Consider the following 23,916-nt stretch of genomic DNA (forward strand, 5'->3'; position numbering starts at 1 on the left):
GTGGTTCTTATGATTCTGACATTTGCTCCAGCGCTCGCAGCAAGGGGATGCAAATGTCAGAATCGAACCACTGGAACCTTCAAGGTGCGGAAAGATTACCCTAAATAGCCGTCAGGTGGCAGGGCCTTTGCTGGTTTGGAATGCCAAAGATTGCTATAGGTGCGATGCACCAATTTGCGGCGGCGAAGGAGGGAGAGGCTCTCTGACGTGATCCCGCGGACAAGATCAGCGGACATTCGACCGGAATCAGTTGAATGCCCGAAAGCCGATCGGTCAAAAAAGTGGAAGAGCATCATGCCACTGGCCTGATGACCGGATGTTTTGAGAGTAGTGCCAGGCACCGGATCGATTGCAACCCGGGCCATACGGACAATGAAGGAGAACGCACGCCGTGACCCAGTCCCTCGACAGCTTCAAGTGCAAGAAAACGCTGACCGCCGGCGGCAAGACCTACACCTATTTTTCCATTCCCGAAGCGGAAAAGAACGGGCTGACGGGCGTCTCCAAGCTTCCCTTCTCGTTGAAGGTCGTCCTTGAAAACCTGCTGCGCTTCGAAGACGGGCGCACGGTGACCAGGCAGGACATCCTCGCCTGCGCCGAATGGCTGAAGACCCGCACCTCCGACCATGAAATCTCCTACCGGCCGGCCCGCGTGCTGATGCAGGACTTCACCGGCGTTCCGGCCGTGGTCGATCTTGCGGCCATGCGCGATGCAGCGGTGAAACTTGGCGGCGATCCGGAAAAGGTCAATCCGCTGGTGCCGGTCGATCTCGTCATCGACCACTCGGTGATGATCGATTATTTCGGCACCAAGGATGCGTTCAGGAAGAATGTCGAGCTGGAATACGAGCGCAACAAGGAACGCTACGAGTTCCTGCGCTGGGGGCAGTCCGCCTTCAACAACTTCCGCGCCGTGCCGCCCGGCACCGGCATCTGCCACCAGGTGAACCTGGAATATCTCGCCCAGACTGTCTGGACGCGGGAAGAAGGCGGCGAAACCATTGCCTATCCGGACACGCTGGTCGGCACGGACAGTCACACCACCATGGTCAACGGCCTGGCGGTGCTGGGCTGGGGTGTCGGCGGTATCGAGGCGGAGGCTGCCATGCTCGGCCAGCCGATCTCCATGCTGATCCCGGAAGTCATCGGCTTCAAGCTGACAGGCAAGCTCAACGAGGGCATCACCGCGACCGACCTCGTTCTGCGCGTCGTCGAAATGCTGCGCAAGAAGGGCGTCGTCGGCAAGTTCGTGGAATTCTACGGCCCCGGCCTCGACAATCTAAGCCTCGAAGACGCCGCCACCATCGCCAACATGGCGCCGGAATATGGCGCGACCTGCGGCTTCTTCCCGGTTGACAGCGACACGCTGAAATATCTGCATGCCACCGGCCGCGACAAGGACCGCGTTGCGCTCGTCGAAGAATATTCCAGGGCCCAGGGCATGTACCGCTCCGGCGGCGAGGAGCCTGTCTTCACCGACACGCTGGAACTCGACATCTCCACCGTTGTGCCGTCGATCTCCGGTCCGAAGCGGCCGCAGGACCGCGTCAATCTCGCGGATGCCGCGTCGGGCTTTGCCAAGACGATGGCCGACGAATTCAAGAAGGCGGGTGAGCTCTCAAAGCGCGTCGCCGTCGAGGGCAAGGACTATGACATCGGCAATGGTGATGTCGTCATCGCCGCCATCACGTCCTGCACCAACACCTCCAACCCGTCCGTTCTGATCGGCGCCGGACTTGTCGCCCGCAACGCGCTCAAAAAGGGCCTGAAGGTAAAACCCTGGGTGAAGACCTCGCTGGCCCCGGGCTCGCAGGTCGTGACGGATTATCTCGACAAGGCCGGCGTGCAGGACGACCTCGACGCGCTCGGCTTCACGCTGGCGGGCTATGGCTGCACCACCTGCATCGGCAATTCCGGTCCGCTCGATCCGGCGATTTCGGCCGCCGTCAACGACAATGACCTGATTGCCTGCTCGGTGCTTTCCGGCAACCGCAACTTCGAGGGCCGCGTCAATCCGGATGTGCGCGCCAATTACCTGGCCTCGCCGCCGCTGGTCGTTGCCTATGCGCTGGCCGGCAGCCTCAACATCAACATCACGGAAGATCCGCTTGGCGAAGACCAGGACGGCAACCCGGTGTACCTCAAGGACATCTGGCCGACGACGGAAGAGATCGCCGGCCTGATCCGCTCCTCCATCAACGAAGAGATGTTCCGCACCCGCTATTCCGACGTCTTCAAGGGCGACGAGCACTGGCAGGAGATCAAGGTGGAGGGCGGCCTGACCTATTCCTGGCCCGTCTCCTCGACTTATGTGCAGAACCCGCCCTATTTCGAAGGCATGACCATGGAGCCGAAGCCGCTCCAGGACATCGAGAACGCGGCGGTGATGGGGCTGTTCCTCGACAGCATCACCACCGACCACATCTCCCCGGCCGGGTCCATCAAGCTGGACAGCCCGGCGGGCAAGTACCTGTCGGAGCACCAGGTCGCGCAGAAGGATTTCAACTCCTACGGCTCGCGCCGCGGCAACCACGAAGTCATGATGCGCGGCACCTTCGCCAATATCCGCATCAAGAACCAGATGGTTCCGGGGGTCGAGGGCGGCGTCACCATGAAGGACGGCAAGCAGGAGTGGATCTACGACGCCTGCATGGAATACAAGGAAGCCGGCATTCCGCTGGTGATCTTCGCCGGCAAGGAATACGGCACCGGCTCGTCGCGTGACTGGGCCGCCAAGGGCACCAACCTGCTTGGCGTGCGCGCCGTCATCGCCCAGTCCTTCGAGCGCATCCACCGCTCCAACCTGGTCGGCATGGGCGTCATTCCGCTCACCTTCAAGGAGGGCGAGAGCTGGCAGTCGCACGGCATCACCGGCAAGGAACGGGTGACCATCAAGGGCATCGCCGACATCCAGCCGCGCCAGATGATGAACGTGGACGTCACCTACGAGGACGGCACGACGAAGACCATCGAATGCCTCTGCCGCGTCGATACGCTGGACGAACTGGAATACATCAAGGCGGGCGGCATCCTGCACTATGTGCTGAGGAACCTGGTGACGAGTTGAGGTTACCGGTTTTCATCATTCAGAGAGATTGGTCGGGCCCTGCGGGGCCCGTTCTGGTTGCCACCGAGGCAGATGTCCGGCAGGTTTGGATCTGCAACTCGTAGAGGTGACGCCATGCCCGACAGCAAACCAGCCCGCCTTGCCCACATCGCCCCGGTCTTCCCGGTGACGGATCTTGCCGTTTCCGTTGCCTATTACCGCGACAGGCTGCTGTTCGACGTCCGTTTCGAATGGGCGGATGCGGATGGCGAGCCGCCCCGGTATGCGATCCTCTGCCGGGACAACGTCGAACTGCACCTGAGTTCCGGCGCTGCAAGGCATCCGGCGGCTGCCTATTGTTTTGTCGACGGGATCGACGGCTACTACGCGCAGGTGAGCGAGGCCGGTGCCGGGATCGAGGAGGCGATATGCGACCGGCCCTGGAACATGCGCGAGTTCGGCGCAAAGGACCCGGACGGCAATATCCTCTATTTCGGCGAACATCTGGAGCGGATCGCCGATTGAGGGTCATTTCTCGCCGCGTCAAGGGATGCTGATGAGTTAGCTGACATGGAACCCGACAGGGTAGAAGTGGAAATTGCCTGAAACCTGTGGTTTGTTTCCTTTAGGGAAACCATGGGGGTGGTGACAATGGCAAATCTCGTCGTGTGCTGTGACGGAACCTGGGCAACACCGGACAACATGACCGACGGCATTCCGACGCCGACCAATGTGGTCAAGTTACACGCCGCGCTCGATACCGGCGATACGTCCGGCCAGCCGCAGAAAGCCTATTATCATCCGGGCGTCGGAACCGAGGGCGGGTTCAAAAACAGGGTGTTCGGGGGCGGTGTCGGCAAGGGTCTCGACCGGAACATCAAGAGCGCCTATCGCTGGCTCGCCGAGAACTATGCCGAGGGCGACGCCATCTACCTTTTCGGCTTCAGCCGGGGGGCCTATACGGTCCGGAGCCTCGGTGGACTGATCTCGGTCTGCGGTCTGCTGGACCTTCAGAAGCACTCGAAGGGCGGCGAGATCCCGTGGCCCGTCATCGATGAGGTCTTTGCCAATTACAGGGCGGAGGAAAAAGACCGTAAGGCGCTGAAACATCTCAGGTTCCACAACGCACAGGAGGGCGAGACCGGCCGGGGCACCACGCCGATCCGGTTCCTGGGTGTCTGGGATACGGTCGGATCGCTCGGAATTCCGGACGAACTGGGGTTTCTGAACCTGATCGACGATGCGAAAAAGCATGCGTTTCACGATACCAGCCTCAGCAGCATCGTGCGCACGGCGCGCCATGCCGTTGCCATGGACGAACCCCGGGTGACCTTCTCGCCGACGCTCTGGACTAGCGTTGCGGAGGAGACGGACTGCGTCGAGATCTGGTTTCCCGGAGCGCATTCGGATGTCGGCGGCGGTTATCCGCAGACAGGGCTTTCCGACGGAGCGCTGCAATGGATGATGGAGGAAGCCACAAAGGCTGGTCTCAAATTTCGGGATTCGGCCGGAGCGCAGGTGAGCCCCGATCACCTTGGCGTCCTGCACAATTCAATCGACGGGATCTACAAGCGCCTGACATCGAGACCGAGAAGCGTGCCCTGCGTCTCGGACACGACATGTGCCGGCAGGTTTCACGCCTCGGCGCTTGATCGCCAGAAAAATCCGCCGCTTTCCCAGTCCGTCTACTGGCGGTCCAGACAGCTGGGCGTTGGCGAGGAGATCAAAGTCGACGTGTTTGCGCTGGAGAAATGGAACCCGACAACCGTCTTCCTGAAAAAAGGCGAGGACTATCAATTGTCGGCGAGCGGCGAATGGCTCGACGCCTCCATCAAATGCGGTCCGGCCGGGACGAAGGACGGAGATTTCCAGGCCGGCGAAGTCCTGCATGTCGTCGCGACCGGCTGGGGCAAGGTCGAGAAACTGTTCAAGCGCTTTGCCAACAACCAGCATACGGATTTCTGGTTGACCCGCCGCGAAGAGGATATGCCCTGGTTCGCGCTGGTCGGCGTGATTGCCAATGGCGTAAGCACGGACGAACACGGAAACGCCGCGCCGCACCAGACCTTCCTGATCGGCAAGGAGTGCAAGGTGACACCGAAGGCGGACGGCTATCTTTATGCCTTCGCCAACGACGCCTGGCAGATGTACGGCAACAACAGGGGCAGCGTGAAGCTGACCATCAAACGCACCTCCTGACCCGGTTTGGCACAGCCCCTGGCGGACAGGCCGGCTGAAGACGATTGCCTCCCGTTGGAAAACGGTGTTCCCTGTTATGCGTTAATCGATCCAATTGCCGCCAAAATAGTTGTTGTGGGGGAACGCATGAAACCTTTGATGATCGCAGCCGTCTTCACCCTTGGTTTTACATCCGTCTCGTTCGCCGATCCCTGTCAGGACCGGTTCACGGAACTCTATCTCCGGCTCGACCAGGAGATCCCGACTCGGACCGCGGTCACGACGGCGTTCAAGGGAGCGCCGGAAACCAAGAACGATTTCCTTTATCTCAGCGCCGATCATTACATGACCGTGCCGACGTCTCCCGCAGGGCCCTGGGTGCTCGGTTACGAAAACGTGCTTTACCAGTCGGACGACGACGGCAAGACCTGGGCGAAAATCCGCGAGATGGACACCGGCCAGAATGCGGACAAGGCGCGGGCCGACAAGGAGACAAACGCGGCAACGATCCGTAACGCCGCCTGCGGTGAGGAAGAGGTGAACGGCGAGGCCGTGGAGGTGGTTGCAGCCGACATCACCGTCAGCCAGGGCATGGTCACCGAGAACCGCTATACTTACTTTGTCAGGCGCAGCGACGGCTTCATCGTCAAGGCGATCTACGACACCAAGGCGCCGAATTTCGAGATGGTGACGACCCAGGAGATCCAGACGGATCCGGGATTGACGCTGCCGATGCCGGAGTGACGGAATTTAGGTCTCCCAAGTAGCGCTCACGATCAGATGCTTGTCACGACTTTTGATTGGTATTAATGTATTTCCTCTATGCTTGATTGATATTTTTGATTTTCGACGGGGGTGAAGATGTCTGCTTACACTCAACGTGACGAAACTGTCTTGACGAAAAAAGTCGGCAAGCTCCTCAAGTTCCGCGATCAGGCGGAAGTGAAAAAACTCCTTGAGGAAAGGCTCTTCAAGATCGGTGAAAAGGGCTTTGTCTGCGATACGGAAACAAAGGGATACAGCACGCCGAACAACCGGAGCCGGTTGGAGATCGTGCTGGATGCGACCGACGGATTCATTCCGCTTTGGGCGAGTGACGTGACCCTTCGCTGGCGGTTCCAGGAAATCGCGTTGCTGCAATTTGAAAATGCCGATGAGATCAAGACCTATGTCCGCATGCTCTTCGCGGAAGGCGTTCTCCTGTGGGGCGATGCTGCTCCCGTCAGGTTCAAGGAAGCCCACGATGCCTGGGATTTCGAGATAGTCGTGAACGCGGACAACAAGTGCAATGACAACGGCTGCACGCTTGCAAGCGCGTTTTTCCCCGATGGCGGACGTCACGAGGTCAAGGTCTACCCGCGGATGTTCCAGCAGAGCCGCAAGGAACAGGTCGAGACGATGGCGCATGAGGTCGGCCACATCTTCGGCCTCCGGCATTTTTTCGCGGATGTCAGAGAGACCGCCTGGCCGGTGGAGATTTTCGGCGCCCACGAACAGTTTTCGATCATGAACTATGGCAGCGACAGCACCATGACCGACAATGACCGGAGCGATCTCAAGACGCTCTATGCGCTGGCAAGGTCCGGGGCGCTGACGCATATCAACGAAACGCCGATCCGGCTGGTGCGGCCGTTCAGCGCGACGGAAGTGCCGACCGTCGGCATCGATCTCATCGCTGCCCGGCAAGGCTAGTGGTTCGATTCTGACATTTGCATCCCCCTGCTGCTAGCGCTGGAGCAAATGTCAAATTCGCTCCACTAGACCGCTTAAGGCCGTGTCAGCCGCGTCCGCGATAGGGCGCAACGCCCTGCTCCGGGATCCAGACGCCTTCCGGTGCCGGGCCGGTCTGGTAGAAGACGTCGATCGGGATGCCGCCACGCGGATACCAGTAACCGCCGATCCGCAGCCACTCGGGGTCGAGCAGGTCGACAAGGCGCTTGCCGATGGAGACCGTGCAGTCCTCGTGGAAGGCGCCGTGGTTGCGGAAGGAGCCGAGGAAGAGCTTCAGCGACTTGCTTTCAACGAGGAAATCCCGCGGCACGTAGTCGATCACCAGATGTGCGAAATCCGGCGCGCCGGTGATCGGGCAGAGCGAAGTGAATTCCGGCGCCACGAAACGGACCATATAGCCGGTGCCTGCCTGCGGGTTCGGCACCTTTTCAAGGACGGCCTTCGCCGGGTCGCCGGGAAGCTCGGTGGACGACCCGAGCTGGGTCAGGTTTTCGTAGATGCTCTTGTCGGACATGAATGTTTCCTCAATTCCGACCTCATCCTGAGGAAGCGCAAAGCGCTGTCTCGAAGCATGGGCCGCTTGTTCGGAGTTTGCCGCCCATCCTTCGAGACAGGCCTTCGGCCTTCCTCAGGATGAGGGGTGAATTTCGAATGATCTGCCCCTCCATCGTCATCCCGGACGGAGCGACGCGAAGATCCGGGACAGGAGAGAAGTTCGTTTGAGCCGCCTGTTCCCCTCTGCCTCATCCTGAGGAGGACCATCAGGTCCGTCTCGAAGGATGGGCCGCTTGTTCGGAGTTTGCGGTCCATCCTTCGAGACGCCGCTGTCGCGGCTCCTCAGGATGAGGATGTGGAAAAGTTAAGGATCAAACCCCCCTGAGATTGCCCCAGATCATCGTATGCAACTGCGGCAGGACCGTTGCGGCGTACCAGCGGTCGGAGGCGACCTTGTCCACCAGCCAACGCATGCGTTCCATGATGCCGGCCATGTCGATGGCAGCGTCCGCTTCTTCCGCAGCCGGGGGCGTGTGATTGCCGGGCTGCAGGAAGCAGGCGAGGGACGGGTACCGTTCGGCGGCATCGCGGGCATAGGCATAGTCGGCTTCATCGAAGACGACGACCTTGAGAACCGTCTGGGTCTGAGGACCTGCCGCCTCGACGCATTCGGCCAGCTTCTGCCAGTCGGTCACCATGCCCGACGACGGCGGCTTCGGGCTGAGCGTCAGGACGTCCAGTTGACTGAACCAGTCCCTGGCAACGCTGCCCTGCGTTTCCAGCGCGAAGCGGTAGCCTTCCCGGTGGCCGAGGTCGATCAGGCCGCCGAGCGGCTGGATCGCCGGATTGCCGCCGGAGAGTGATACGGTCAGCGGGCGCCCGCCGGAAAGGATCTCCACCTGCATGAGGATCGCGTCCGGTGTCATCGGGCACCATTCGTCCCGGTGGGCGCTGTCGACCGCATGCAGCGTATCGCACCACTTGCAGCGGTAGTCGCAGCCGCCGGTGCGCACGAAAACGGTGGGCTGGCCAATGAGGGCACCTTCGCCCTGGATGGTGGGGCCGAATATCTCGCTGACCCGGATCAGATCGGTGCTCATGCCGCGCGCGCTCCCGGATAGATCAATGGCCGGAATTCGGCGCAGGTCTTCGGTGTTTCCTTGACGCGCACGGCCGCGGTTTCCGGCCAGCGCTGGCGGCACCACTGATAGAAGTAGCGGGCCATCGTTTCTGCCGTCACGCAGTCGTCGCCGAGCACGTCGTTGAGGTGCCGGTGGTCGAGCGTGTCGTCGATGAAGCGCTTGAACTCGGAGAGTTCCCGGTAATCGCGCACAAAGCCGATGGGATTCAGCTCCTCGGCCATCAGCTCCACCTCGACCACGTAGTTGTGGCCATGCAACCGGGCGCAGGGGTGATCTTCGCCAAGACCATGGATCTGGTGGCTGGCGGAGAAGTGGAATTCCTTGGTGATCCTAAACATTGCACGCCGCCTTCCAGAACTCTGCATCCGCGTATTCGGTCGGGTCGATCCCATCGGCCAAATGAAAGGCCTCGCGCCTTTCGACACAGGTACCGCAGCGGCCGCAATGAACATCGCCGCCCTTGTAGCAGGACCAGGTCTTGGCGTAGTCGACGCCGAGCCTCAGGCCCTCTGCGGCGATATCCGCCTTGGAGGTGTGGACGTAGGGCGTATAGAGGCGGATCTCGCCCATGCCTTCCAGCGCGTGGCGCTGCATGGTCTCGAAGCTTTCCGTGAAGGCCGGACGGCAGTCCGGATAGATGAAGTGATCGCCGCCATGGACAGCGGTCGCCACCGCTTCGGCACCGCGGGCGCTGGCAATGCCGTAGGCAATGGCGAGCATGATCGCATTGCGGTTCGGCACGACGGTGATCTTCATGGTCTCTTCGGCATAATGCCCGTCCGGCACATCCAGATTGTCGGTCAGCGCCGAGCCGGTCAGCTGGCGGCCGATATTGGAAATGTCGATCAGGATATGCTCGGTATCGAGTTCATCAGCGCAGGCCTTGGCATGGTCCAGCTCCTTTTTGTGGCGCTGGCCATAGTCAAAGGACAGAAGGCCGATCAGTTCATGTTCCTGCGCAACCTTGTGCGCAAGGGTGACGGAATCCATTCCGCCGGAACAGATGACAAGTGTTTTCAACGATGTGGTCCCTTGTTTTCGCTGTTGAACGCCCGTTGAGACGCTCGTCACCGGGTAGGCTGCGACCGGTGGCTCCCTTTTGGGGAACGGCGGGCGTTGTAGCAGGTTTTGGCGAAAAGGGAAGGGAAACGGGGAATATCCCGCAGCCGGTCAGCAGGCCTTGACCGGAAGAAGGAGCCTTCTTCCGGTTATCGGCCACTGGCGGCAATGTCGCGAGCAAGAGCCCGGTCATATCGCGATCTGGTCCGCTGAAGTTATTTCCCGGATGTTCTTGCGGATCACCTGCCCCTTCAGCTCCTCGGTACGTGCCTCCGTCAAAAGGTTCCTCGACAGCGTGACGTCCATGCCCTCGTAAAAGGAGAAATCGAGTTTCGTTCGCTCGCTCAGTTCCTCCACGGAGATCTGGAACAGGCGGAAGGGGTCGAAGTCGATGGCTTCGATATCGCTCAGGAAATCGTTCTGGGACAGCTGGAAACAGGCCGTGGCCGGGTTTCCGTTTTCGCCGAGATAGGCAATCAGTTTCCAGAATGCGCGCGGGATCAGCACGCCGCGATATTCCGGATCGTCGTCCGCGAATACCGGTCCGGCAATCACGGACACCTTGATATCCTGCGTCGCGGCTTCCTCGAGCACGAGGTTTTCAAGCCGCCCCCACAAGCCGCTGAGGCTCGACCGGTTGAACCGCTCGTGCTGTGGCGCGATGTTGGTATAGAAAAAGGAATCCCTGTTTGCCTGTTTTGCCTCTGGCACAGGCCCCCAGGCGAGGTCCGCGCGCCGGGCGACATGCCCCCGGTCGAGCTTGTTGCCTTCATAGATGGAGTTGTCCAGCTGGAACTTGGCCGCAATCCGGTCGTCCTGCTTGAAGGCGTGGTCGCCCAGGGTCACCTTCTGGGCGCCGTCGATATTCCAGGCGACAAACCGCGGCATGCGCCGCTTGCCGCTGAGGCATACCGAAAAGTGGGTGTAGGGAATTGTCTGGCGGCCTTTAAAATTGACCGCGTCGATCTTGATCGATCTCGACATTTCCGGCATAGGCGCGAGAAAGCCGAGGAACTGGTCGTCAAAGCCGGTTCTGGAACCGATGGCTTCTTCGATGTCGCCGGCCAGAACGGTTTTTTCCGGCGGCTTCAGGGTGAACCGCATTTTGTTCTGGACGGAAACGGGGTAGCACGCCAGTGCGTGTTCGTCCGGGTTGTCGCCCGATTCACCTGCAAAATGCAGTCCGGCAAAAACGGTGGTCGCCGCCTTGCCGTCGGCAATCATCCAGGCCGACCCGGAATCCCCGCCCGAGCTGATCTCGTTTCCCGGTGCCGGGAAATCCGGATCCGGTTCGATTTCAAAACAGCCGATCGATTTTTCGCCGGTCAGCAAACCGTAGTCGATTTTGGCAATCACATCCGTCCGCCGGACCTTGCCGTAGGTGGTGCCCGTGGTTCGGCCGGTCTTGACGACGGTGTCGTCCAGGTCCACGTCGGCCAGCTTGTCCGGCACCACGCCGAGATTATGGATTTCCTGGACGAACCCCCGGTCCCGCAGCCTCGACAGGGCGCAATCGCCGGCGGGTCCCAGGTGACTGCGCAGCAACTCGCCGCAAAAGTTGTTGGTGAGGTTGTTGTCGTCATGGGGCCCGGGCTGAACGATCGGGTCGCCGATCTCCCCGGTATTGCCATGCAGCACATGCCAGTTTGACAGCACGCAGGGGCTGCCGGTCTCCTCGTCGAACACGATCAGCCCGATCGTTCCCGCGCTGCCGTCCATGTGGGAGATACTGGCGCCCGGCACCACCGGATCCAGTCGCGTCTTCAGAAAATTCGGGTTCTCCACTTCGACAAGCTTGTAGGAAGGCTCGTATTTTCGTTCCAGCACATCGGTCGGAATGGTGATGCCTTCAAACTCGATCGCCTTGGGCAATTCCTTGGTATCGAGGGCCTCGAGTGCAGAGCCTGATGCCTTCTTGCCGACCGTGAAGACGATGCTGATTTCACCGTCCTGGCTCGTCTCGCCTCCCCGGTCCTTCTCCTTGCCTTCGTTCTTCCGGCCGACACCGATCGAGGTCACGTTCGGATCGCGCAGGTATTCCGCGCCGCGTGTTCTTACAAACCGCCTGAGTGTTGCCTGAAGTGCTTCCGCGGATTTGCCGGATTTGCTTTTCTTAGCCATTGTGCCACCCATTTTTTGAAAAGAGACAAAGGAATTCCGGGCGAGAGTGTAACACAAAGTGGCAACTGCAAGTATGTGGGCTGCGAGATCGCACCGCTCTGGAATTGCTCCGGCGCGACGCAAAGCCCGGCCGGGAGGCGGCCTGGCCTCAAGTGGTGACCTTGGGGCAGTTGTAGCTCTTGTACGACCCGGTGAGCAAAGGCGCCGAAGGCCATTTCGCCGGCACAGGCGGCGAGTGTTTTGTCGGCTTGGCCTCTGATTTTTCGCTGTCGAACGCGCGTTGAAATGCTCATCCCGGGCAGGCTTTGACTGTTGGTTCTCTCGAGGGAACGGCGGCGTTGTAGCAGATATTGGGGAAAGGAAAGGGAAGGAGGAAACTTGGCGCGCGGCCGCTGAATGGGCCGCACGCTGTCTTCATGTCACCCGAAAGAAGGCTTAGTCGCTCAGGCCGAATTTCTCGCTGAAGGCACCTACAACCGGCTGACAGTCTGATGAGACCTTGTCCGCGTGTTCCTTCAGGCAGGAAAGGATCCGTCCGCCGCCAAATTCAACTGTCGCACAATTGGCTTCGATATCTGCGGTACACAGGGCAAGCGCATCGCTGACATTGGCAAACAGGAAGTCCAGCGCATCTGCCATGTCGACAATCGACGCCGCACAAGTGTCGCTGATCTTGTCCTCATGGGCGTACATGCAGGACATCAAGCGACCATCACCGGGCGTGACCTGGTCGCAGTAGGTGGTGATTTCCGGTTCACAGGCTTCAAGCACACCCTGGACCGGGCCCTGCGCAAGAGCGGAAGAGCAGAACAGGGCGAAACCGGCAATAAACGTCGTAAAGGACAAAGGGGTCATGGAATGATCTCTCTTAAAATCAAGGATTTACGACAACATAGACGGTCGTGCCGTTCTCAATGACTGGCCGGTAATAGACGCCGCCGCAATTGTAGTAGGCATTGTAGGGCGCACACCCGGCCACGGAATGACGCCTTGCGACACGGCGGCTGGTGCGTCGCGAAGTCCTTCGCGCAGTATTGCGCGCTGCCGTCTGCGCCTTGGCAGCGCCGATGCCAACGAGCACAGGTGTGCCAGCGGAATAGCCAGAGAAATCGAGCGAGCCGGAAAAGGCGACCGCGAAAGCGATAATTGCCGCCAACAGATAATGTATTCGCATTTGTCTAGTCCCTTAAGAAAGTGATGGGCGCGAAAGGTTGCCCAAGCGGAAGAGTGCGTCGGTATCCTGAAAAGCGCAATGGAGCCTTTGTGTATCGTGTGACACGCTGAAGGCATGCCAGAGCGCCCTCACGCCCAGATCGCCATCCGGAGCCCTCGTTCGTCCCGCCGGAAGTCTCGTGGAAACGTCTCCGCCTCACCTGAAAATATCCGCCCGGCGATCAGGCTGTTCGCGGCAGCGTCCAGAAGATCGTCGCGGCCGCAGCCGCGGGGCGGCGGTTGGTCGAGGAAGTCTTGCGGCAGGCCTTTGGCCACAAGGAGATTCCGTCGCTGCGCGAGGCCTTCCGGGTTGGCGCGGCTCTTCACCTTTTTTGGCAGGCTCATTTCGGCTTCGCCATTCAGGCGCCAGAAGGCGAGTTCCGGGTGGGCTTCATGGACGCGGGTCTCCAGCTCCGGCGTCATGAGAGCGTCGATCTCGCGGATCTTCGGGAAGAGGAAAAAACACTGCTTGGAGACCTTCTTCGGCGGGTCCGATGAGCTCAGCGCAGTCTCGCAGGCCCTTGGATAATCGTCTTCATAGACGGCGGGGCGCGAAGGAACCGTGAAGACGGAGGACTGGCGCATCCCCAAGTGCTTGCGGGCAGCCTTTTCAGGACCGCGGCCGCCGGGGCCGATCCGGTCGGGAAGACCGATCGGCATGTCGACGGCGATGATCGTCAGATGCGGTACGAAGCTGACGATCTCTGTGAATGACGAAAAGAGCTGAAGTGTCAGGTCGGCGGGATCGCCGAGCCTGCGGATAACTGCAATCCAGCCGGCCCGGCAGCCGTCGACCCCGGCAACAAAGATGTCCGCGCCGTCAGGCACGGGCCCTTGCTTCCAGGACGCGGCGGGAGGTGACCAGCGCCATCGCCTTGACCACCGAGTTCTGTTCCTCGGCAAAGAGCAGCTCGTCCGCACCCTTGCGCACGCTTCGTGCCACCAGTTCGAAGACTGAGGCGGAGGCGCGCTTGAGGGCTTCCTCGTCGTTGAGACCGGCAAGCAGGTTGGCGAGGAACAGACCGGCGATCAGGTCGCCCGTGCCGTGCGGCGGGTTTTCGATTGAGGCGTGTTCGGCCGCGACCGCGCCGCGCGGAGCGGCCAGCAGATTGGCGATGGCATTGCGGCGGAGCGCCGGAGACGAAGTCACCAGAACACGCTCGTTACCGAGCACACGTGCGGCGGCAAGGGCCTGCATCTCGCTTTCGATGGTGCGGCCGGTCAGCCAGCCAAGCTCGAACGCATTCGGGGTGACGATGTCGGCCAGTGGCACCAGCTGGTCTCGGATCGCCTGGGCGGTTGCCTTGGGCACATAGAGAGCGCCGGTCTCGCCTTGCAGGTCGCCCATGACCGGGTCGCACAGGTACGGTGCTTCAGGATTTTGCGACTTGACCGCCCTGACGAGATCCGCAACAGCGGCAGCCTGCTCCGCATCGCCGAGATAACCGGTGATGACGGCGCCGACTTCGGAAAGCTTCGGTGAGGCCGCCAAGTCTTCGGCGATCGCCTTGAAGCCGTCGACAGGCGGGACGATGCGCGTGCCCTTGCCCTGGCCCGGATGCCAGGGCAGCAGGATGGTCGGCAGGAACCAGACATCGTGGCCGATCCGCTCCAGCGCGAAGGTGAGGCCGCGGCCGCTGATGCCGCCGCGCACCACCTGGGAAGTGATCACCAGAACCGGCTTCTTCTGTGGCACGGGGGCGCCCGGCTGCATCATCTGCGATTTCCTTTAGGGTCAGGCGGCGTCGGAGGAGGAGGACTTGGCGCCGGTGCCATAGCGCTTTTCGATATAGTCCATAACCATCTGCTTGAATTCATCGGCAATTCCCGCGCCGCGCAGGGTGGTGACCTTTTCGCCGTCGATGAAGACGGGTGCCGAGGGGGTTTCACCGGTGCCGGGCAGCGAGATGCCGATGTCGGCGTGCTTGGATTCGCCCGGGCCATTGACGATGCAGCCCATGACGGCGACGTTCAGGCTCTCGACGCCCGGATACTGCTCGCGCCACTTGGGCATCGACACGCGGATATGGTCCTGGATGTCCTGGGCGAGTTCCTGGAAGACGGTGGACGTCGTTCGGCCGCAGCCGGGGCAGGCGGCGACCACCGGCACAAAGGCACGGAAGCCCATCACCTGCAGCAGTTCCTGTGCCACCTGCACCTCGCGGGTGCGGTCGCCGCCGGGCTCCGGCGTCAGCGAAACGCGGATCGTGTCGCCGATGCCCTGCTGCAGCAGGATGCCCATGGAGGCGGCGGAAGAGACGATGCCCTTGGTGCCCATGCCGGCCTCCGTGAGGCCGAGATGCAGGGCATAGTCGCAGCGGCGGGCGAGATCGGCATAAACGGCGATCAGGTCCTGCACCTGGCTGACTTTGGCCGAGAGGATGATCTTGTCGCGGCCCATGCCAAGGCCTTCGGCGCGCTCGGCCGACAACAGCCCCGACTGGATGATGGCTTCGCGCATGACGGCGGCGGCGGAAACCGGATTGGCGCTTTCCGCGTTCTCGTCCATCAGCTTCGTCAGCAATTCCTGGTCGAGCGAGCCCCAGTTGACCCCGATCCGCACCGCCTTGTCGTGCTTCAGCGCAATATCGATGATCTGCGAAAACTGAGTGTCGCGCTTGGCCTTGAAGCCGACATTACCCGGGTTGATGCGGTATTTGTCGAGGGCCGCGGCGCAGTCCGGGTAGTCGGTCAGAAGCTTGTGGCCGATATAGTGGAAGTCGCCGACGAGGGGCACAGTCACGCCGATCCGCTCCAGCCGTTCCTTGATCCGCGGCACCTGGGCTGCAGCCTCTGCCCGGTCCACTGTGATGCGGACGATTTCGGAGCCGGCACGGGCAAGCGCTGCGACCTGGGCGACGGTCGCATCGGCGTCTGCCGTATCCGTGTTGGTCATGGACTGCACCACGATAGGTGCATCGCCGCCGACCAGCACATTGCCGACCTTCACGCCAATGGACGAACGGCGGGGCAGGGCTTTTGCGAAATCATCGATCATGACAGGAACCAGCGGTTTTTGCATTTGCCTCCCATATGAGGGAGATCGGTCCGACTTTCCAGCGCATGATTAGGCTCTCAGGCAAAAAAGGGCAATGGCGGCAAATCGCCGACCCTCTTTCCGGGTCACCTCCGGTCCCGGTTGTCATCCCCTTCAATGCCCGCTATGAGCGGGGCAAGGACCGCCGCTGCCGGCAGGTTCATAAGTCAAATCGGGGACTTGCGATGTTGAAGCGGCTGCTGTCGGATTCGGTTTCCATTGTGTTCGGCAATCTGGAGACCGTCTTCAAGGTCTGCGGCGGCTGGTTCGTGCTGCAATTCGTCGTGTCGCTGCTCATTATGGCAAACGGTGGCAGGATTAACGAGGCAACAGCGCCGGAAGACGTTTCCGGCACGACGGTCCTGTTGCTGCTGGTTGCCTTCATCGTCGCGCTTCTGTCCTCCGCCTCCATATCCGTTGCCTGGCACCGCTTCGGTCTCCTGAACGAGCGCCCCGGGCCGCTTCATTTCCGCGTCGGCTCCGTCGAATTCCGCTTCATCTGGCAGATGATCCTGCTGTCTTTTGCCGCCGTCATCGTCTTTCTTCCGGCTGGCCTGGTGGTCGGCGTGTTGTCGGCGGTGTTCAAGAATAATGCCGTGACAATGCTGCTCTGGATCGTCGCAGTCATCTGCGTCGCACCCTTCCTGTTCCGCCTCAATCTCAGCCTGCCCGCCGTAGCCGTCGAGCGCCCCCTCGGTTTTTCTGAAACGCTCAACTTCGGCAAGGGCCTGGGCGTACCGTTGTTCCTGGCCGCGCTCATTCTCATCCTGCCTTTCGTCGCTGTCGGTGAAGGCCTGCAATTTCTCGTCGGCCTTCTCTCCGGCGGCCTGCCGGCGGCGCTCATCCAGATGAAGATCCTGGTGCTGAACGTTCTGGTGCAGATCATCGTCACGGTGCTGGGGATCTCGATCCTGACGGCGGGCTACCGGATCGCGATGGAGCGGCAAGCGAGCTAAGCGTGCGCGGACAAGGCCTGATGCGATCAGGCTCCTTTCCGGTGGTGCTCTTCTTCTGATCGGGTATCCTGTCCGCACTGCAACCAACCGGGGCATGTCATGTTCTTCACCGTTCTGGAACGTTCGCTGTCTTTGGCGCAGCACAATTTCGGGACGCTCCTGAAAACCGGCTGGGCCTATATCCTTCTGCTTGTGGCGCTGAACTTCGCCATCGGAGCGTCACTGATGCCGGAAAGCGGCTTCAAGACGGTCTCCTACATGACCGAGCCGGTGGCCGCGGCCGATGAAGGTGCGCTCCGCGCGCTCGCCGCCATCGCCAACCTGCTCGTCGGTTTCTCGATCGCCATTGCCTATGTCCGCCGCATCCTGATCGATGCCCACGATTTTCCGCTCAGCATTGGCGCACGTACCTTCCGTGTCATTTTCAAGCAGATAGTGCTCACCCTGATCGGCACCCTGTCACTGATCCCGCTGGTGATCGTCGCCGTGCTTCTGGCGGCCGTGACCGCGGGGATCGGGGTGGTGGTTCTGCTTCTGGCACCGTTCATTGCGCTGATGGTTGTGCAGAAATTTTCCGTCGTATTGCCGGCCGCCGCGGTCGATGATCCGCTCAGTTTCCGGGAAAGCTGGCGGGCGACCGCCGGGCTCGGCTGGGCCATGGCCTTCGCCGCCCTGGTGATGAGCCTTCTGGCGGGCGCTCTCGTCGGGATCTGGGCCGGGGTGCTCTGGGTCAGCGACGGACTTCTGCCGGCCAGCGTTCTTTGGGCGCAGATCCGCTCGGCGGTCTTCCCGATGGGGACGATGCTGATCCTGGTCTGGGCCTTTGCCAGCCTGCATGCGACTTTTTACGGCCTGATCCGGGAGAAATTCGCCTCGCAGCTCGGCCTCCGGCGCGAGGATCTTTCGAAGGTGGAAGAAACACGAGACGCGGCCCGGACAAAGGCGCGCAAGGCCCTTGAGGGCGCACAGCGCATGAACCGGCGCTGAGTGCCAATGACCAATCCGTCCACACGGCCTAATAACTTCTCAACAGCGAATTCCTCATCCTGAGGCGGCGAAACACCCAGATCCTCATCCTGAGGAGGGCCTTCAGGGCCGTCTCGAAGGATGGGCCGCTTGTTCTTGAGTGTGCCGCCCATCCTTCGAGACGCCTGGCGTCGCCAGGCTCCTCAGGATGAGGTTGTTTTGTTGTAACGCATCCTCCTGACGGCTCGTTCACTTTTCATCATTCCGATGTTGCAGTGCGGCGGGAACTGGTCGAATGTGTGCCCCACACTCATCAGACCTTGGGAGATCCCGAATGCTTGCCAACAAAACCGCCGTCGTCACCGGCTCCACGTCCGGCATCGGCCTTGGGTGTGCCCGCGCCTTTGCGGAAAAGGGTGCGAACGTTGTCATCAACGGCCTCGGCGATGCGGACGAGATCGAAAAGACCCGGGCGTCGATCGAAGCGGATTTCGGGGTGCGCTGCCTCTATTCTCCCGCCAACATGATGAAGGGCGACGAGATCGCCAGCATGATCGCGCTGGCTGAAAAGGAATTCGGGGCGGTCGATATCCTGGTCAACAATGCGGGCATCCAGTTTGTCTCGCCGGTCGACGAGTTCCCCGTCGACAAGTGGGACGCGATCATCGCGATCAACCTGTCCTCCGCTTTCCACGCTATCCGCGCCACCCTGCCGGGTATGAAGAAAAAGGGCTGGGGCCGGATCATCAACACCGCGTCGGCCCATGCACTGGTCGCTTCGCCCTACAAGTCCGCTTATGTGGCGGCCAAGCACGGCATTGCCGGCCTCACCAAGACGGTGGCGCTGGAAGTGGCGCAGGAAGGCATCACGGTCAACGCCATCTGCCCGGGCTATGTCTGGACGCCCCTGGTCGAAGCGCAGATCCCGGACACGATGAAGGCGCGCAACATGACCGAGGAAGAGGTCAAGAACGAGGTCATGCTGAAGGCCCAGCCGACGAAGCAGTTCGTGACCATCGAGCAGGTGGCCGGGTATGCCGTGTTCCTGTGCTCCGACACCGCCTCCTCCATCACCGGCTCGGTGCTGCCGATCGACGGCGGCTGGACAGCCCAGTAAACCGCTGACGGAAAGCCGGTATCGGCGGCTGAAAGGCAAGGACTTGGTCAAGCCAAAGAACATCAACCTCGCCCTGCAGGGGGGAGGCGCCCATGGTGCCTTTACCTGGGGGGTGCTGGACAAGTTTCTGGAAGACGATCGCCTGCGGATCGACGCGATTACCGGCACGTCCGCGGGTGCCATGAATGCCGTGGTGATGGCCAGCGGCATGCAGGCGGGGGGCGAAAAAGGCGCGCGCGAAAGCCTGGAAGCGTTCTGGCACGCGGTCAGCCGCAGGGCCCAGTTCAGCCCCGTGCAACGCTCTCCGCTCGACATTCTGCTTGGCCAGTGGAGCCTTGATAATTCGCCGAGCTACCTTTTCTTCGACGTGATGACGCGGTTCGCATCGCCGTATGAATTCAACCCGCTCAACGTCAATCCGCTGCGGGACGTCGTCGATGAGATCGTCGACTTCGACAGGGTGCACGCCTGCAGCCAGATTAAGCTGTTCGTCGCCGCGACGAATGTCTTCACCGGCAAGATCCGCGTCTTCAGCGAGAAGGAAGTGACGCTGGATGCAGTCATGGCCTCTGCCTGCCTGCCGCAGATGTTCCAGGCCGTTGAAATCGATGGCGAGCCCTACTGGGATGGCGGCTTTATGGGCAACCCGCCGCTCTACCCGTTGTTCTACGCGACCGAGACGCCGGATGTGGTGCTCATCCAGATCAATCCGCTGGAACGGCGCGAGGTGCCGAAGACCGCGCGCGAGATCGTCAACCGCGTGAACGAGATCAGCTTCAATTCGACGCTGCTCAGGGAATTGCGCGCGATCGATTTCGTCACCCGCCTGATCGAAGAGGGCAAGCTGTCGCGCAACGATTACACCCGGGTCTTCATGCACCGGATTTCAGCGGACGAATTGAAGCCGATGCAGTCATCTTCGAAGCTGAATGCCGAGTGGACCTTCCTGACGAAGCTCAGGGACCTTGGCCGCAAGACCGCGGCAGACTGGCTCGAACGGCATTATGACGACATCGGCCAGTGTTCGACCCTCGATCTGCGCAGCGAGATTTCCTGACGCTTCTCCGGCACTCTCCCGTTCATCTTTCCTTTACCCTGTTTGCAGGCAGCGTTGCAGAATGCAATGCAGCAGATGTGAAGAAAGTCTAAACAAAATCAGCATCTTGTGTTGTGCATACATTGCCGTGGCAGATCTTGGGTGGATGATTGCGAAAACCAATTGGCAAGGCTTTTGCGATTGGATTGGCACGCTGATTGTCAGGTAGTGCGTCGTCAGCGCTCAAGTGGATGGAAGAAGCGGGCACTCGCGACCCCGCCCGTTTCTTCCCTCCCTGACTTTTCGCCGATCTGGTGGTGTCAGGGTCTTGGCCGGGGCAATATGCCTGGCGGATTGAATATTCTTTTCACATAAATACAGTCTAATACCCGGCAATGTCCTTAAACCGCCGCATCGGCGACCTATTTAAGGGGAAACGGCGAAGGGATTGGCGATGACAAACAAGGTTAGCCGCGTTCTTGCAGGATGTCTCGGTGCAGCGGCGCTGGTTGGCGTGGCACTTGGCAACGCTCAAGCCGGCAGCGACGAACAGCGCATGGCAGAGATCAAGGAAAAGGGTGGCTGTCCCGGCTGCGATTTGCGTCTCGCAGAGCTCAGGGGCCTTACCCTGGAAACCGGCAACTTTGCCGACGCCAATCTGCGCGAGGTCGATCTCAAGGAAGCCGCCCTGCCCAACGCGAACTTCAGGAACTCCGATTTCCGCCGAACCGAGGCGGAACGCGCGGATTTTGCGGGCAGTGACTTCTGGGAAGCGAACATGCGCTCCGTGGATCTGGAAAAAGCCAATTTGACCAATACTCTCTTCAAGGCGGCGGATCTTCGCGATGCGGACCTGAACACCGTCATTGCCAGCGGGGCGGTGTTCGACGATGCCGACATGCGCAATGTGCTTCTGACGCGCTCGGTTGCCGACAATGCGTCCTTCAAGCGGGCAAAGATGGACGAAGCCAATCTGGAACGGGTCGACCTCAGCGGCGCGGACTTCCAGGACGCGCGCCTGCGCCAGGCCAAGCTCGACCGCATCCAGGCCCATGGCACGAACTTCTCCGGCGCCGATTTCTCGGGTGTCCGTCTGGTGAGCTCGGATCTGACGGGTGCCAATCTGCAGGGTGTCAATTTCGATGGCGCGCTGCTCAGGCGGACACGCCTTGTGGGCGCGGACCTGACCGGCGCCTACAATCTCGACCCGGCCCGCATTCTCGGCGCCTGCGGCGATGAGACCACCAAACTGCCTCGCGGCATCGAACTGATCCCCTGCTCCGATTGATGGGGCAAGACGCCTGAATGCCTCGAACAGACGGCCGTTCAGCGTTGCATGAAAGACCTCTCCATCGTCATCCCGGCCAAGCGAAGCGCGCGCTGGGACCGGGAGCCGTCAAGCTGATCTGAAAATTGCGAGGTATCGGCAGGATCGGGTAGCCCGGTCCCGGATCGTCATGCGCTGCGTCCGGAATGACGTGGTGACGCGTCTTGGCTTCGAGAGAAGCGTGTGCCTCTCTCTCCCGGTCAGTTGAACAGGTCGAAGGCGAAACGGTAGGTGACGCCGGCGCCGACGCTGAACTGGTTTTCGCTGCCGTTCTCGGCAATCGGGCTGTCGGCGGCATCGCCGATGAGGCGATTGTAGCCACCCTGAAGGTGGAAGCGGAAATCGTCGTTGATGTCGTAGCTGGCGCGTGCGGCAAGGCCGACGCTCTTGAAGCCGGCACCCGGATCGTACTGCGTCAGGCGGCCGCCGCTGTTGGCCGCTTCCGTCGCGCTGACGCCGAAATAGGTGTCCATGTATTCGCCGGAGGCGAAATCTGCACGCGGACCGAAGCTGACTTCCCACTTTTCAGCCGGATAGAGAATGCCGTCGATGCCGAGCTGGCCGACCTGGCCCGTATGGCCGTTGATGCCCTGGCGAAGCTCCGCGAATGCGCGGAAATGCTCGGTGCGGAAACCGCCGCCGAGGCCGAGTTCGAGCGCCCAGTCGACGGTGTTGGTACCGGTGAGGTCTGTCGAGTCGCTGGCCTTGCGCTCGCCGATGAAATTGAACGACGGGTAGAAGAAGACGCCCGACTTGCGGCGTCCGTCCACGACCTGGCCGAGACCCGGCAAGTAGAACCGGCCGACAGCGACGATCGGGAAGGGATAGATGAGGTAGGAGTCAGCCGCCTCGTAGCGTGGCTGCGCCATGGCGCCGACACCGAGATCGATCACGAACTGGCGGTTTGCGTCCTCGGCGGACAGGTCCCCGCTCTGTGCCAGCGCGGCTCCGGAAACAGCGCTAAGGGCAACGGCCAGGGCGGCCCGCGACAACAGCTTGAACATCAATACCCATCCATAAGGAAATGCGTTGGCGGGAAGATAGCACGAGTGCGGGTTACACAAACCCTAAGGAAAGCGGGTTTTGCCGGAGTGTTGCATTTGCGCATCGCCCTGATGCAGTCGACGCGGCCTGTGCCATCCAAGGCAAATTAGCCTTAAAAAGCCTGCCGTCTTGCAGGTCCGCCTTCAGGAAGCTACATGAGGGGACAAATCGAAGCTTCGAAATGGGATGGCACATGAGCGCTTTAGTCGGATCGTTACTGAGTGTGGTGGGGTATGCCCTCTACCTCTATTCCCTCGTCATCATCGCAGCCGCGATCTTCTCCTGGCTTTATGCCTTCAACATCGTCAATTCGAGCAATCAGGTCGTCAACACGATCGGCCGGTTTCTCTACAACCTGACCGAACCGGCGCTGCGGCCGATCCGGCGCATTCTGCCGGATCTCGGCGGCGTCGACATTTCCCCGGTGGTGCTGCTGCTGATCATCTGGTTCCTGCAGAGTTTCATCCTGCGCCTCGGCTACAGCCTCGGGGTCTGACGGGCCCGGCGGGGGCAACGCTCCCGCTCAGTCCTCCAGCTTGCGCGCCTCGTCCGGCAGCATGATCGGTATGCCGTTGCGAATCGGATAGGCGAGTTTCGCCGTGCGCGAGATCAGCTCCTGGGCGGCCGGGTCATATTCCAGCGTCGCCTTCGTCACCGGGCAGACGAGAAGCTCCAGGAGTTTCCTGTCGACCGGGCGTTCGCTTGTTTCAGTCATGGGTTTCAATCTCTTTGAGGCATTGAAGAAGCGTCACTGCAGCGTGGAGCCGCCGTCATTCTGGGATCGGGCGAGATCCATTTCGGTGATGGCGATCAGCGTTTCGGCCCGGGTCTTCAGGTCACGGGCTTCAAGCAGCGCCTGTTTTTCCTGCGGTCCGTAGGGACACATCATGCAGAGCGCATTGACCAGCACCTCGGTCTCCGCCTCCGACACGCTCTGCCAGTCGGCTTCCAGGTTGTTGGCGTCCAGATAGTTGCGCAAGGTCTTCAAAAGGCCGGTGCGGTCGACGTCGGCCTCGCCCTCACCGCATTTGAGGTCGTTGGCGAAAGCGGCAAAGTCGCACTCCACCTGACGGAACCGGGAATAGGACTTCAGCTCCTTGCCGAGTTCAAAGCGCGTGATGCCCTGCAGCGTGATGAGATAGCGGCCGTCGCCGGTTTCCTGATAGCTGGTCAGGCGGCCGACACAACCGACGCTGGCCAGTGCCGGATTGTCCGGGTCGGCAGGATTGCGCTCGGGCGACGGTTGCACCATGCCGATCAGCCGGTTTCCGGCCAGCGCCGTATCGATCATGTCGATATAGCGCTGCTCGAAAATGTTGAGCGGCAGCTGGGTTCTGGGCAGCAGAAGTGCGCCGGACAGCGGAAACACGGGCAGGACCGGCGGCAGGTCCGCAATGGTCTCGTAGATGGCATTACCCGCCTGCATGTCCGTGCCTTCGTTGTTGTCGT

The 23,916-nt window shown here is 61.0% G+C and carries 24 protein-coding genes; 11 read left to right on the plus strand and 13 right to left on the minus strand.

All coding sequences use genetic code 11. From position 1 onward, the window contains the following. Positions 1–391: 391 nt before the first annotated feature. From acnA to ACX3M4_RS20135, 5 genes are all read left to right on the plus strand, one after another. A complete protein-coding gene (gene acnA / locus ACX3M4_RS20115; protein ID WP_459354766.1) occupies positions 392–3,067 on the plus strand; it encodes an aconitate hydratase AcnA in 2,676 nt (891 codons plus the stop codon). A 114-nt stretch (positions 3,068–3,181) separates the two neighbouring features. Next, entirely contained in the window at positions 3,182–3,571 is a 390-nt protein-coding gene (locus tag ACX3M4_RS20120) for a bleomycin resistance protein (protein WP_459354767.1), read from the plus strand. A 126-nt stretch (positions 3,572–3,697) separates the two neighbouring features. Next, complete coding sequence (locus ACX3M4_RS20125; protein ID WP_459354768.1) at positions 3,698–5,245, plus strand: DUF2235 domain-containing protein; 1,548 nt, start codon at positions 3,698–3,700, stop codon at positions 5,243–5,245. A gap of 126 nt (positions 5,246–5,371) precedes the next feature. Next, positions 5,372–5,968 (plus strand): hypothetical protein, encoded by a 597-nt coding sequence (locus ACX3M4_RS20130; RefSeq protein ID WP_459354769.1) that lies wholly within the window; start codon positions 5,372–5,374, stop codon positions 5,966–5,968. A 150-nt stretch (positions 5,969–6,118) separates the two neighbouring features. After that, complete coding sequence (locus ACX3M4_RS20135; protein ID WP_459354770.1) at positions 6,119–6,916, plus strand: reprolysin-like metallopeptidase; 798 nt, start codon at positions 6,119–6,121, stop codon at positions 6,914–6,916. A gap of 85 nt (positions 6,917–7,001) precedes the next feature. Here the strand turns inward: ACX3M4_RS20135 and queF are convergent, their stop codons facing one another. The 10 genes from queF to ispG all read right to left on the minus strand — a co-directional run bounded on the left by queF (position 7,002) and on the right by ispG (position 15,982). Next, positions 7,002–7,469, minus strand: a complete 468-nt coding sequence (gene queF, locus ACX3M4_RS20140; RefSeq protein ID WP_459354771.1) for a preQ(1) synthase — start codon at positions 7,467–7,469, stop codon at positions 7,002–7,004. A gap of 352 nt (positions 7,470–7,821) precedes the next feature. Then, complete coding sequence (gene queE, locus ACX3M4_RS20145; RefSeq protein WP_459354772.1) at positions 7,822–8,550, minus strand: 7-carboxy-7-deazaguanine synthase QueE; 729 nt, start codon at positions 8,548–8,550, stop codon at positions 7,822–7,824. After that, positions 8,547–8,930, minus strand: coding sequence for a 6-carboxytetrahydropterin synthase QueD (gene queD / locus ACX3M4_RS20150; protein ID WP_459354773.1), 384 nt, complete (start codon positions 8,928–8,930; stop codon positions 8,547–8,549). Before queD ends, queE begins: the two co-directional genes overlap by 4 nt. Next, complete coding sequence (gene queC, locus ACX3M4_RS20155; RefSeq protein ID WP_459354774.1) at positions 8,923–9,612, minus strand: 7-cyano-7-deazaguanine synthase QueC; 690 nt, start codon at positions 9,610–9,612, stop codon at positions 8,923–8,925. Before queC ends, queD begins: the two co-directional genes overlap by 8 nt. Before the next feature lie 228 nt (positions 9,613–9,840). Continuing rightward, on the minus strand, positions 9,841–11,772 hold the full coding sequence (locus ACX3M4_RS20160) for a DNA/RNA non-specific endonuclease (RefSeq protein WP_459354775.1): 1,932 nt from the start codon (positions 11,770–11,772) through the stop codon (positions 9,841–9,843). A gap of 435 nt (positions 11,773–12,207) precedes the next feature. Next, positions 12,208–12,627 (minus strand): cysteine rich repeat-containing protein, encoded by a 420-nt coding sequence (locus ACX3M4_RS20165; RefSeq protein WP_459354776.1) that lies wholly within the window; start codon positions 12,625–12,627, stop codon positions 12,208–12,210. A gap of 19 nt (positions 12,628–12,646) precedes the next feature. After that, on the minus strand, positions 12,647–12,946 hold the full coding sequence (locus tag ACX3M4_RS20170; RefSeq protein ID WP_459354777.1) for a hypothetical protein: 300 nt from the start codon (positions 12,944–12,946) through the stop codon (positions 12,647–12,649). Between the two features lie 128 nt (positions 12,947–13,074). After that, positions 13,075–13,812, minus strand: a complete 738-nt coding sequence (locus ACX3M4_RS20175) for a DUF429 domain-containing protein (RefSeq protein WP_459354778.1) — start codon at positions 13,810–13,812, stop codon at positions 13,075–13,077. Beyond that, a complete protein-coding gene (pdxY, locus tag ACX3M4_RS20180) occupies positions 13,805–14,698 on the minus strand; it encodes a pyridoxal kinase (RefSeq protein ID WP_459359470.1) in 894 nt (297 codons plus the stop codon). The genes ACX3M4_RS20175 and pdxY overlap by 8 nt, the downstream gene beginning before the upstream one ends. Before the next feature lie 21 nt (positions 14,699–14,719). Further along, a complete protein-coding gene (ispG, locus tag ACX3M4_RS20185) occupies positions 14,720–15,982 on the minus strand; it encodes a flavodoxin-dependent (E)-4-hydroxy-3-methylbut-2-enyl-diphosphate synthase (protein WP_459359471.1) in 1,263 nt (420 codons plus the stop codon). 224 nt (positions 15,983–16,206) lie between these two features. Here ispG and ACX3M4_RS20190 point away from each other — a divergent pair, with 224 nt between their 5' ends. The 5 genes from ACX3M4_RS20190 to ACX3M4_RS20210 all read left to right on the plus strand — a co-directional run bounded on the left by ACX3M4_RS20190 (position 16,207) and on the right by ACX3M4_RS20210 (position 21,384). Then, positions 16,207–16,977 (plus strand): hypothetical protein, encoded by a 771-nt coding sequence (locus ACX3M4_RS20190; RefSeq protein ID WP_459354779.1) that lies wholly within the window; start codon positions 16,207–16,209, stop codon positions 16,975–16,977. Between the two features lie 99 nt (positions 16,978–17,076). Continuing rightward, positions 17,077–17,964: a 4-hydroxy-3-methylbut-2-en-1-yl diphosphate synthase gene (locus tag ACX3M4_RS20195; RefSeq protein ID WP_459354780.1), complete on the plus strand. Its 888-nt coding sequence runs from the start codon at positions 17,077–17,079 to the stop codon at positions 17,962–17,964. A gap of 313 nt (positions 17,965–18,277) precedes the next feature. Next, positions 18,278–19,060: a 3-hydroxybutyrate dehydrogenase gene (locus ACX3M4_RS20200; protein ID WP_459354781.1), complete on the plus strand. Its 783-nt coding sequence runs from the start codon at positions 18,278–18,280 to the stop codon at positions 19,058–19,060. Between the two features lie 43 nt (positions 19,061–19,103). Further along, positions 19,104–20,117, plus strand: a complete 1,014-nt coding sequence (locus tag ACX3M4_RS20205; protein ID WP_459354782.1) for a patatin-like phospholipase family protein — start codon at positions 19,104–19,106, stop codon at positions 20,115–20,117. 433 nt (positions 20,118–20,550) lie between these two features. Next, positions 20,551–21,384: a pentapeptide repeat-containing protein gene (locus ACX3M4_RS20210; protein ID WP_459354783.1), complete on the plus strand. Its 834-nt coding sequence runs from the start codon at positions 20,551–20,553 to the stop codon at positions 21,382–21,384. Between the two features lie 239 nt (positions 21,385–21,623). Here the strand turns inward: ACX3M4_RS20210 and ACX3M4_RS20215 are convergent, their stop codons facing one another. Next, complete coding sequence (locus ACX3M4_RS20215; protein WP_459354784.1) at positions 21,624–22,427, minus strand: MipA/OmpV family protein; 804 nt, start codon at positions 22,425–22,427, stop codon at positions 21,624–21,626. Positions 22,428–22,660: 233 nt separating this feature from the next. Between ACX3M4_RS20215 and ACX3M4_RS20220 the strand changes: the two genes are divergently transcribed. Beyond that, positions 22,661–22,963, plus strand: coding sequence for a YggT family protein (locus ACX3M4_RS20220; RefSeq protein WP_459354785.1), 303 nt, complete (start codon positions 22,661–22,663; stop codon positions 22,961–22,963). A 27-nt stretch (positions 22,964–22,990) separates the two neighbouring features. Here the strand turns inward: ACX3M4_RS20220 and ACX3M4_RS20225 are convergent, their stop codons facing one another. After that, positions 22,991–23,182, minus strand: coding sequence for a Trm112 family protein (locus tag ACX3M4_RS20225; RefSeq protein ID WP_459354786.1), 192 nt, complete (start codon positions 23,180–23,182; stop codon positions 22,991–22,993). Positions 23,183–23,215: 33 nt separating this feature from the next. Beyond that, positions 23,216–23,893 carry an LON peptidase substrate-binding domain-containing protein gene (locus ACX3M4_RS20230; protein WP_459354787.1) on the minus strand — a complete coding sequence of 226 codons (678 nt, stop codon included), beginning with the start codon at positions 23,891–23,893 and terminating at the stop codon, positions 23,216–23,218. Positions 23,894–23,916 lie beyond the last annotated feature (23 nt).

Source organism: Roseibium sp. M-1, assembly GCF_054515675.1.

What these genes read in the sequence shown, in the direction of transcription:
- ACX3M4_RS20225 (WP_459354786.1), bottom strand. Translation starts at nt 23,182, where the DNA reads ATGACTGAAACAAGCGAACGCCCGGTCGACAGGAAACTCCTGGAGCTT.
- queF (WP_459354771.1), bottom strand. Translation starts at nt 7,469, where the DNA reads ATGTCCGACAAGAGCATCTACGAAAACCTGACCCAGCTCGGGTCGTCC.
- ACX3M4_RS20120 (WP_459354767.1), top strand. Translation starts at nt 3,182, where the DNA reads ATGCCCGACAGCAAACCAGCCCGCCTTGCCCACATCGCCCCGGTCTTC.
- ACX3M4_RS20215 (WP_459354784.1), bottom strand. Translation starts at nt 22,427, where the DNA reads ATGTTCAAGCTGTTGTCGCGGGCCGCCCTGGCCGTTGCCCTTAGCGCT.
- queD (WP_459354773.1), bottom strand. Translation starts at nt 8,930, where the DNA reads ATGTTTAGGATCACCAAGGAATTCCACTTCTCCGCCAGCCACCAGATC.
- ACX3M4_RS20195 (WP_459354780.1), top strand. Translation starts at nt 17,077, where the DNA reads ATGTTCTTCACCGTTCTGGAACGTTCGCTGTCTTTGGCGCAGCACAAT.
- ACX3M4_RS20200 (WP_459354781.1), top strand. Translation starts at nt 18,278, where the DNA reads ATGCTTGCCAACAAAACCGCCGTCGTCACCGGCTCCACGTCCGGCATC.
- ACX3M4_RS20230 (WP_459354787.1), bottom strand. Translation starts at nt 23,893, where the DNA reads ATGCAGGCGGGTAATGCCATCTACGAGACCATTGCGGACCTGCCGCCG.
- ACX3M4_RS20165 (WP_459354776.1), bottom strand. Translation starts at nt 12,627, where the DNA reads ATGACCCCTTTGTCCTTTACGACGTTTATTGCCGGTTTCGCCCTGTTC.
- ACX3M4_RS20125 (WP_459354768.1), top strand. Translation starts at nt 3,698, where the DNA reads ATGGCAAATCTCGTCGTGTGCTGTGACGGAACCTGGGCAACACCGGAC.
- ACX3M4_RS20220 (WP_459354785.1), top strand. Translation starts at nt 22,661, where the DNA reads ATGAGCGCTTTAGTCGGATCGTTACTGAGTGTGGTGGGGTATGCCCTC.
- ACX3M4_RS20170 (WP_459354777.1), bottom strand. Translation starts at nt 12,946, where the DNA reads ATGCGAATACATTATCTGTTGGCGGCAATTATCGCTTTCGCGGTCGCC.
- ACX3M4_RS20160 (WP_459354775.1), bottom strand. Translation starts at nt 11,772, where the DNA reads ATGGCTAAGAAAAGCAAATCCGGCAAATCCGCGGAAGCACTTCAGGCA.
- pdxY (WP_459359470.1), bottom strand. Translation starts at nt 14,698, where the DNA reads ATGCAGCCGGGCGCCCCCGTGCCACAGAAGAAGCCGGTTCTGGTGATC.
- ispG (WP_459359471.1), bottom strand. Translation starts at nt 15,982, where the DNA reads ATGATCGATGATTTCGCAAAAGCCCTGCCCCGCCGTTCGTCCATTGGC.
- ACX3M4_RS20130 (WP_459354769.1), top strand. Translation starts at nt 5,372, where the DNA reads ATGAAACCTTTGATGATCGCAGCCGTCTTCACCCTTGGTTTTACATCC.
- queE (WP_459354772.1), bottom strand. Translation starts at nt 8,550, where the DNA reads ATGAGCACCGATCTGATCCGGGTCAGCGAGATATTCGGCCCCACCATC.
- ACX3M4_RS20190 (WP_459354779.1), top strand. Translation starts at nt 16,207, where the DNA reads ATGTTGAAGCGGCTGCTGTCGGATTCGGTTTCCATTGTGTTCGGCAAT.
- ACX3M4_RS20210 (WP_459354783.1), top strand. Translation starts at nt 20,551, where the DNA reads ATGACAAACAAGGTTAGCCGCGTTCTTGCAGGATGTCTCGGTGCAGCG.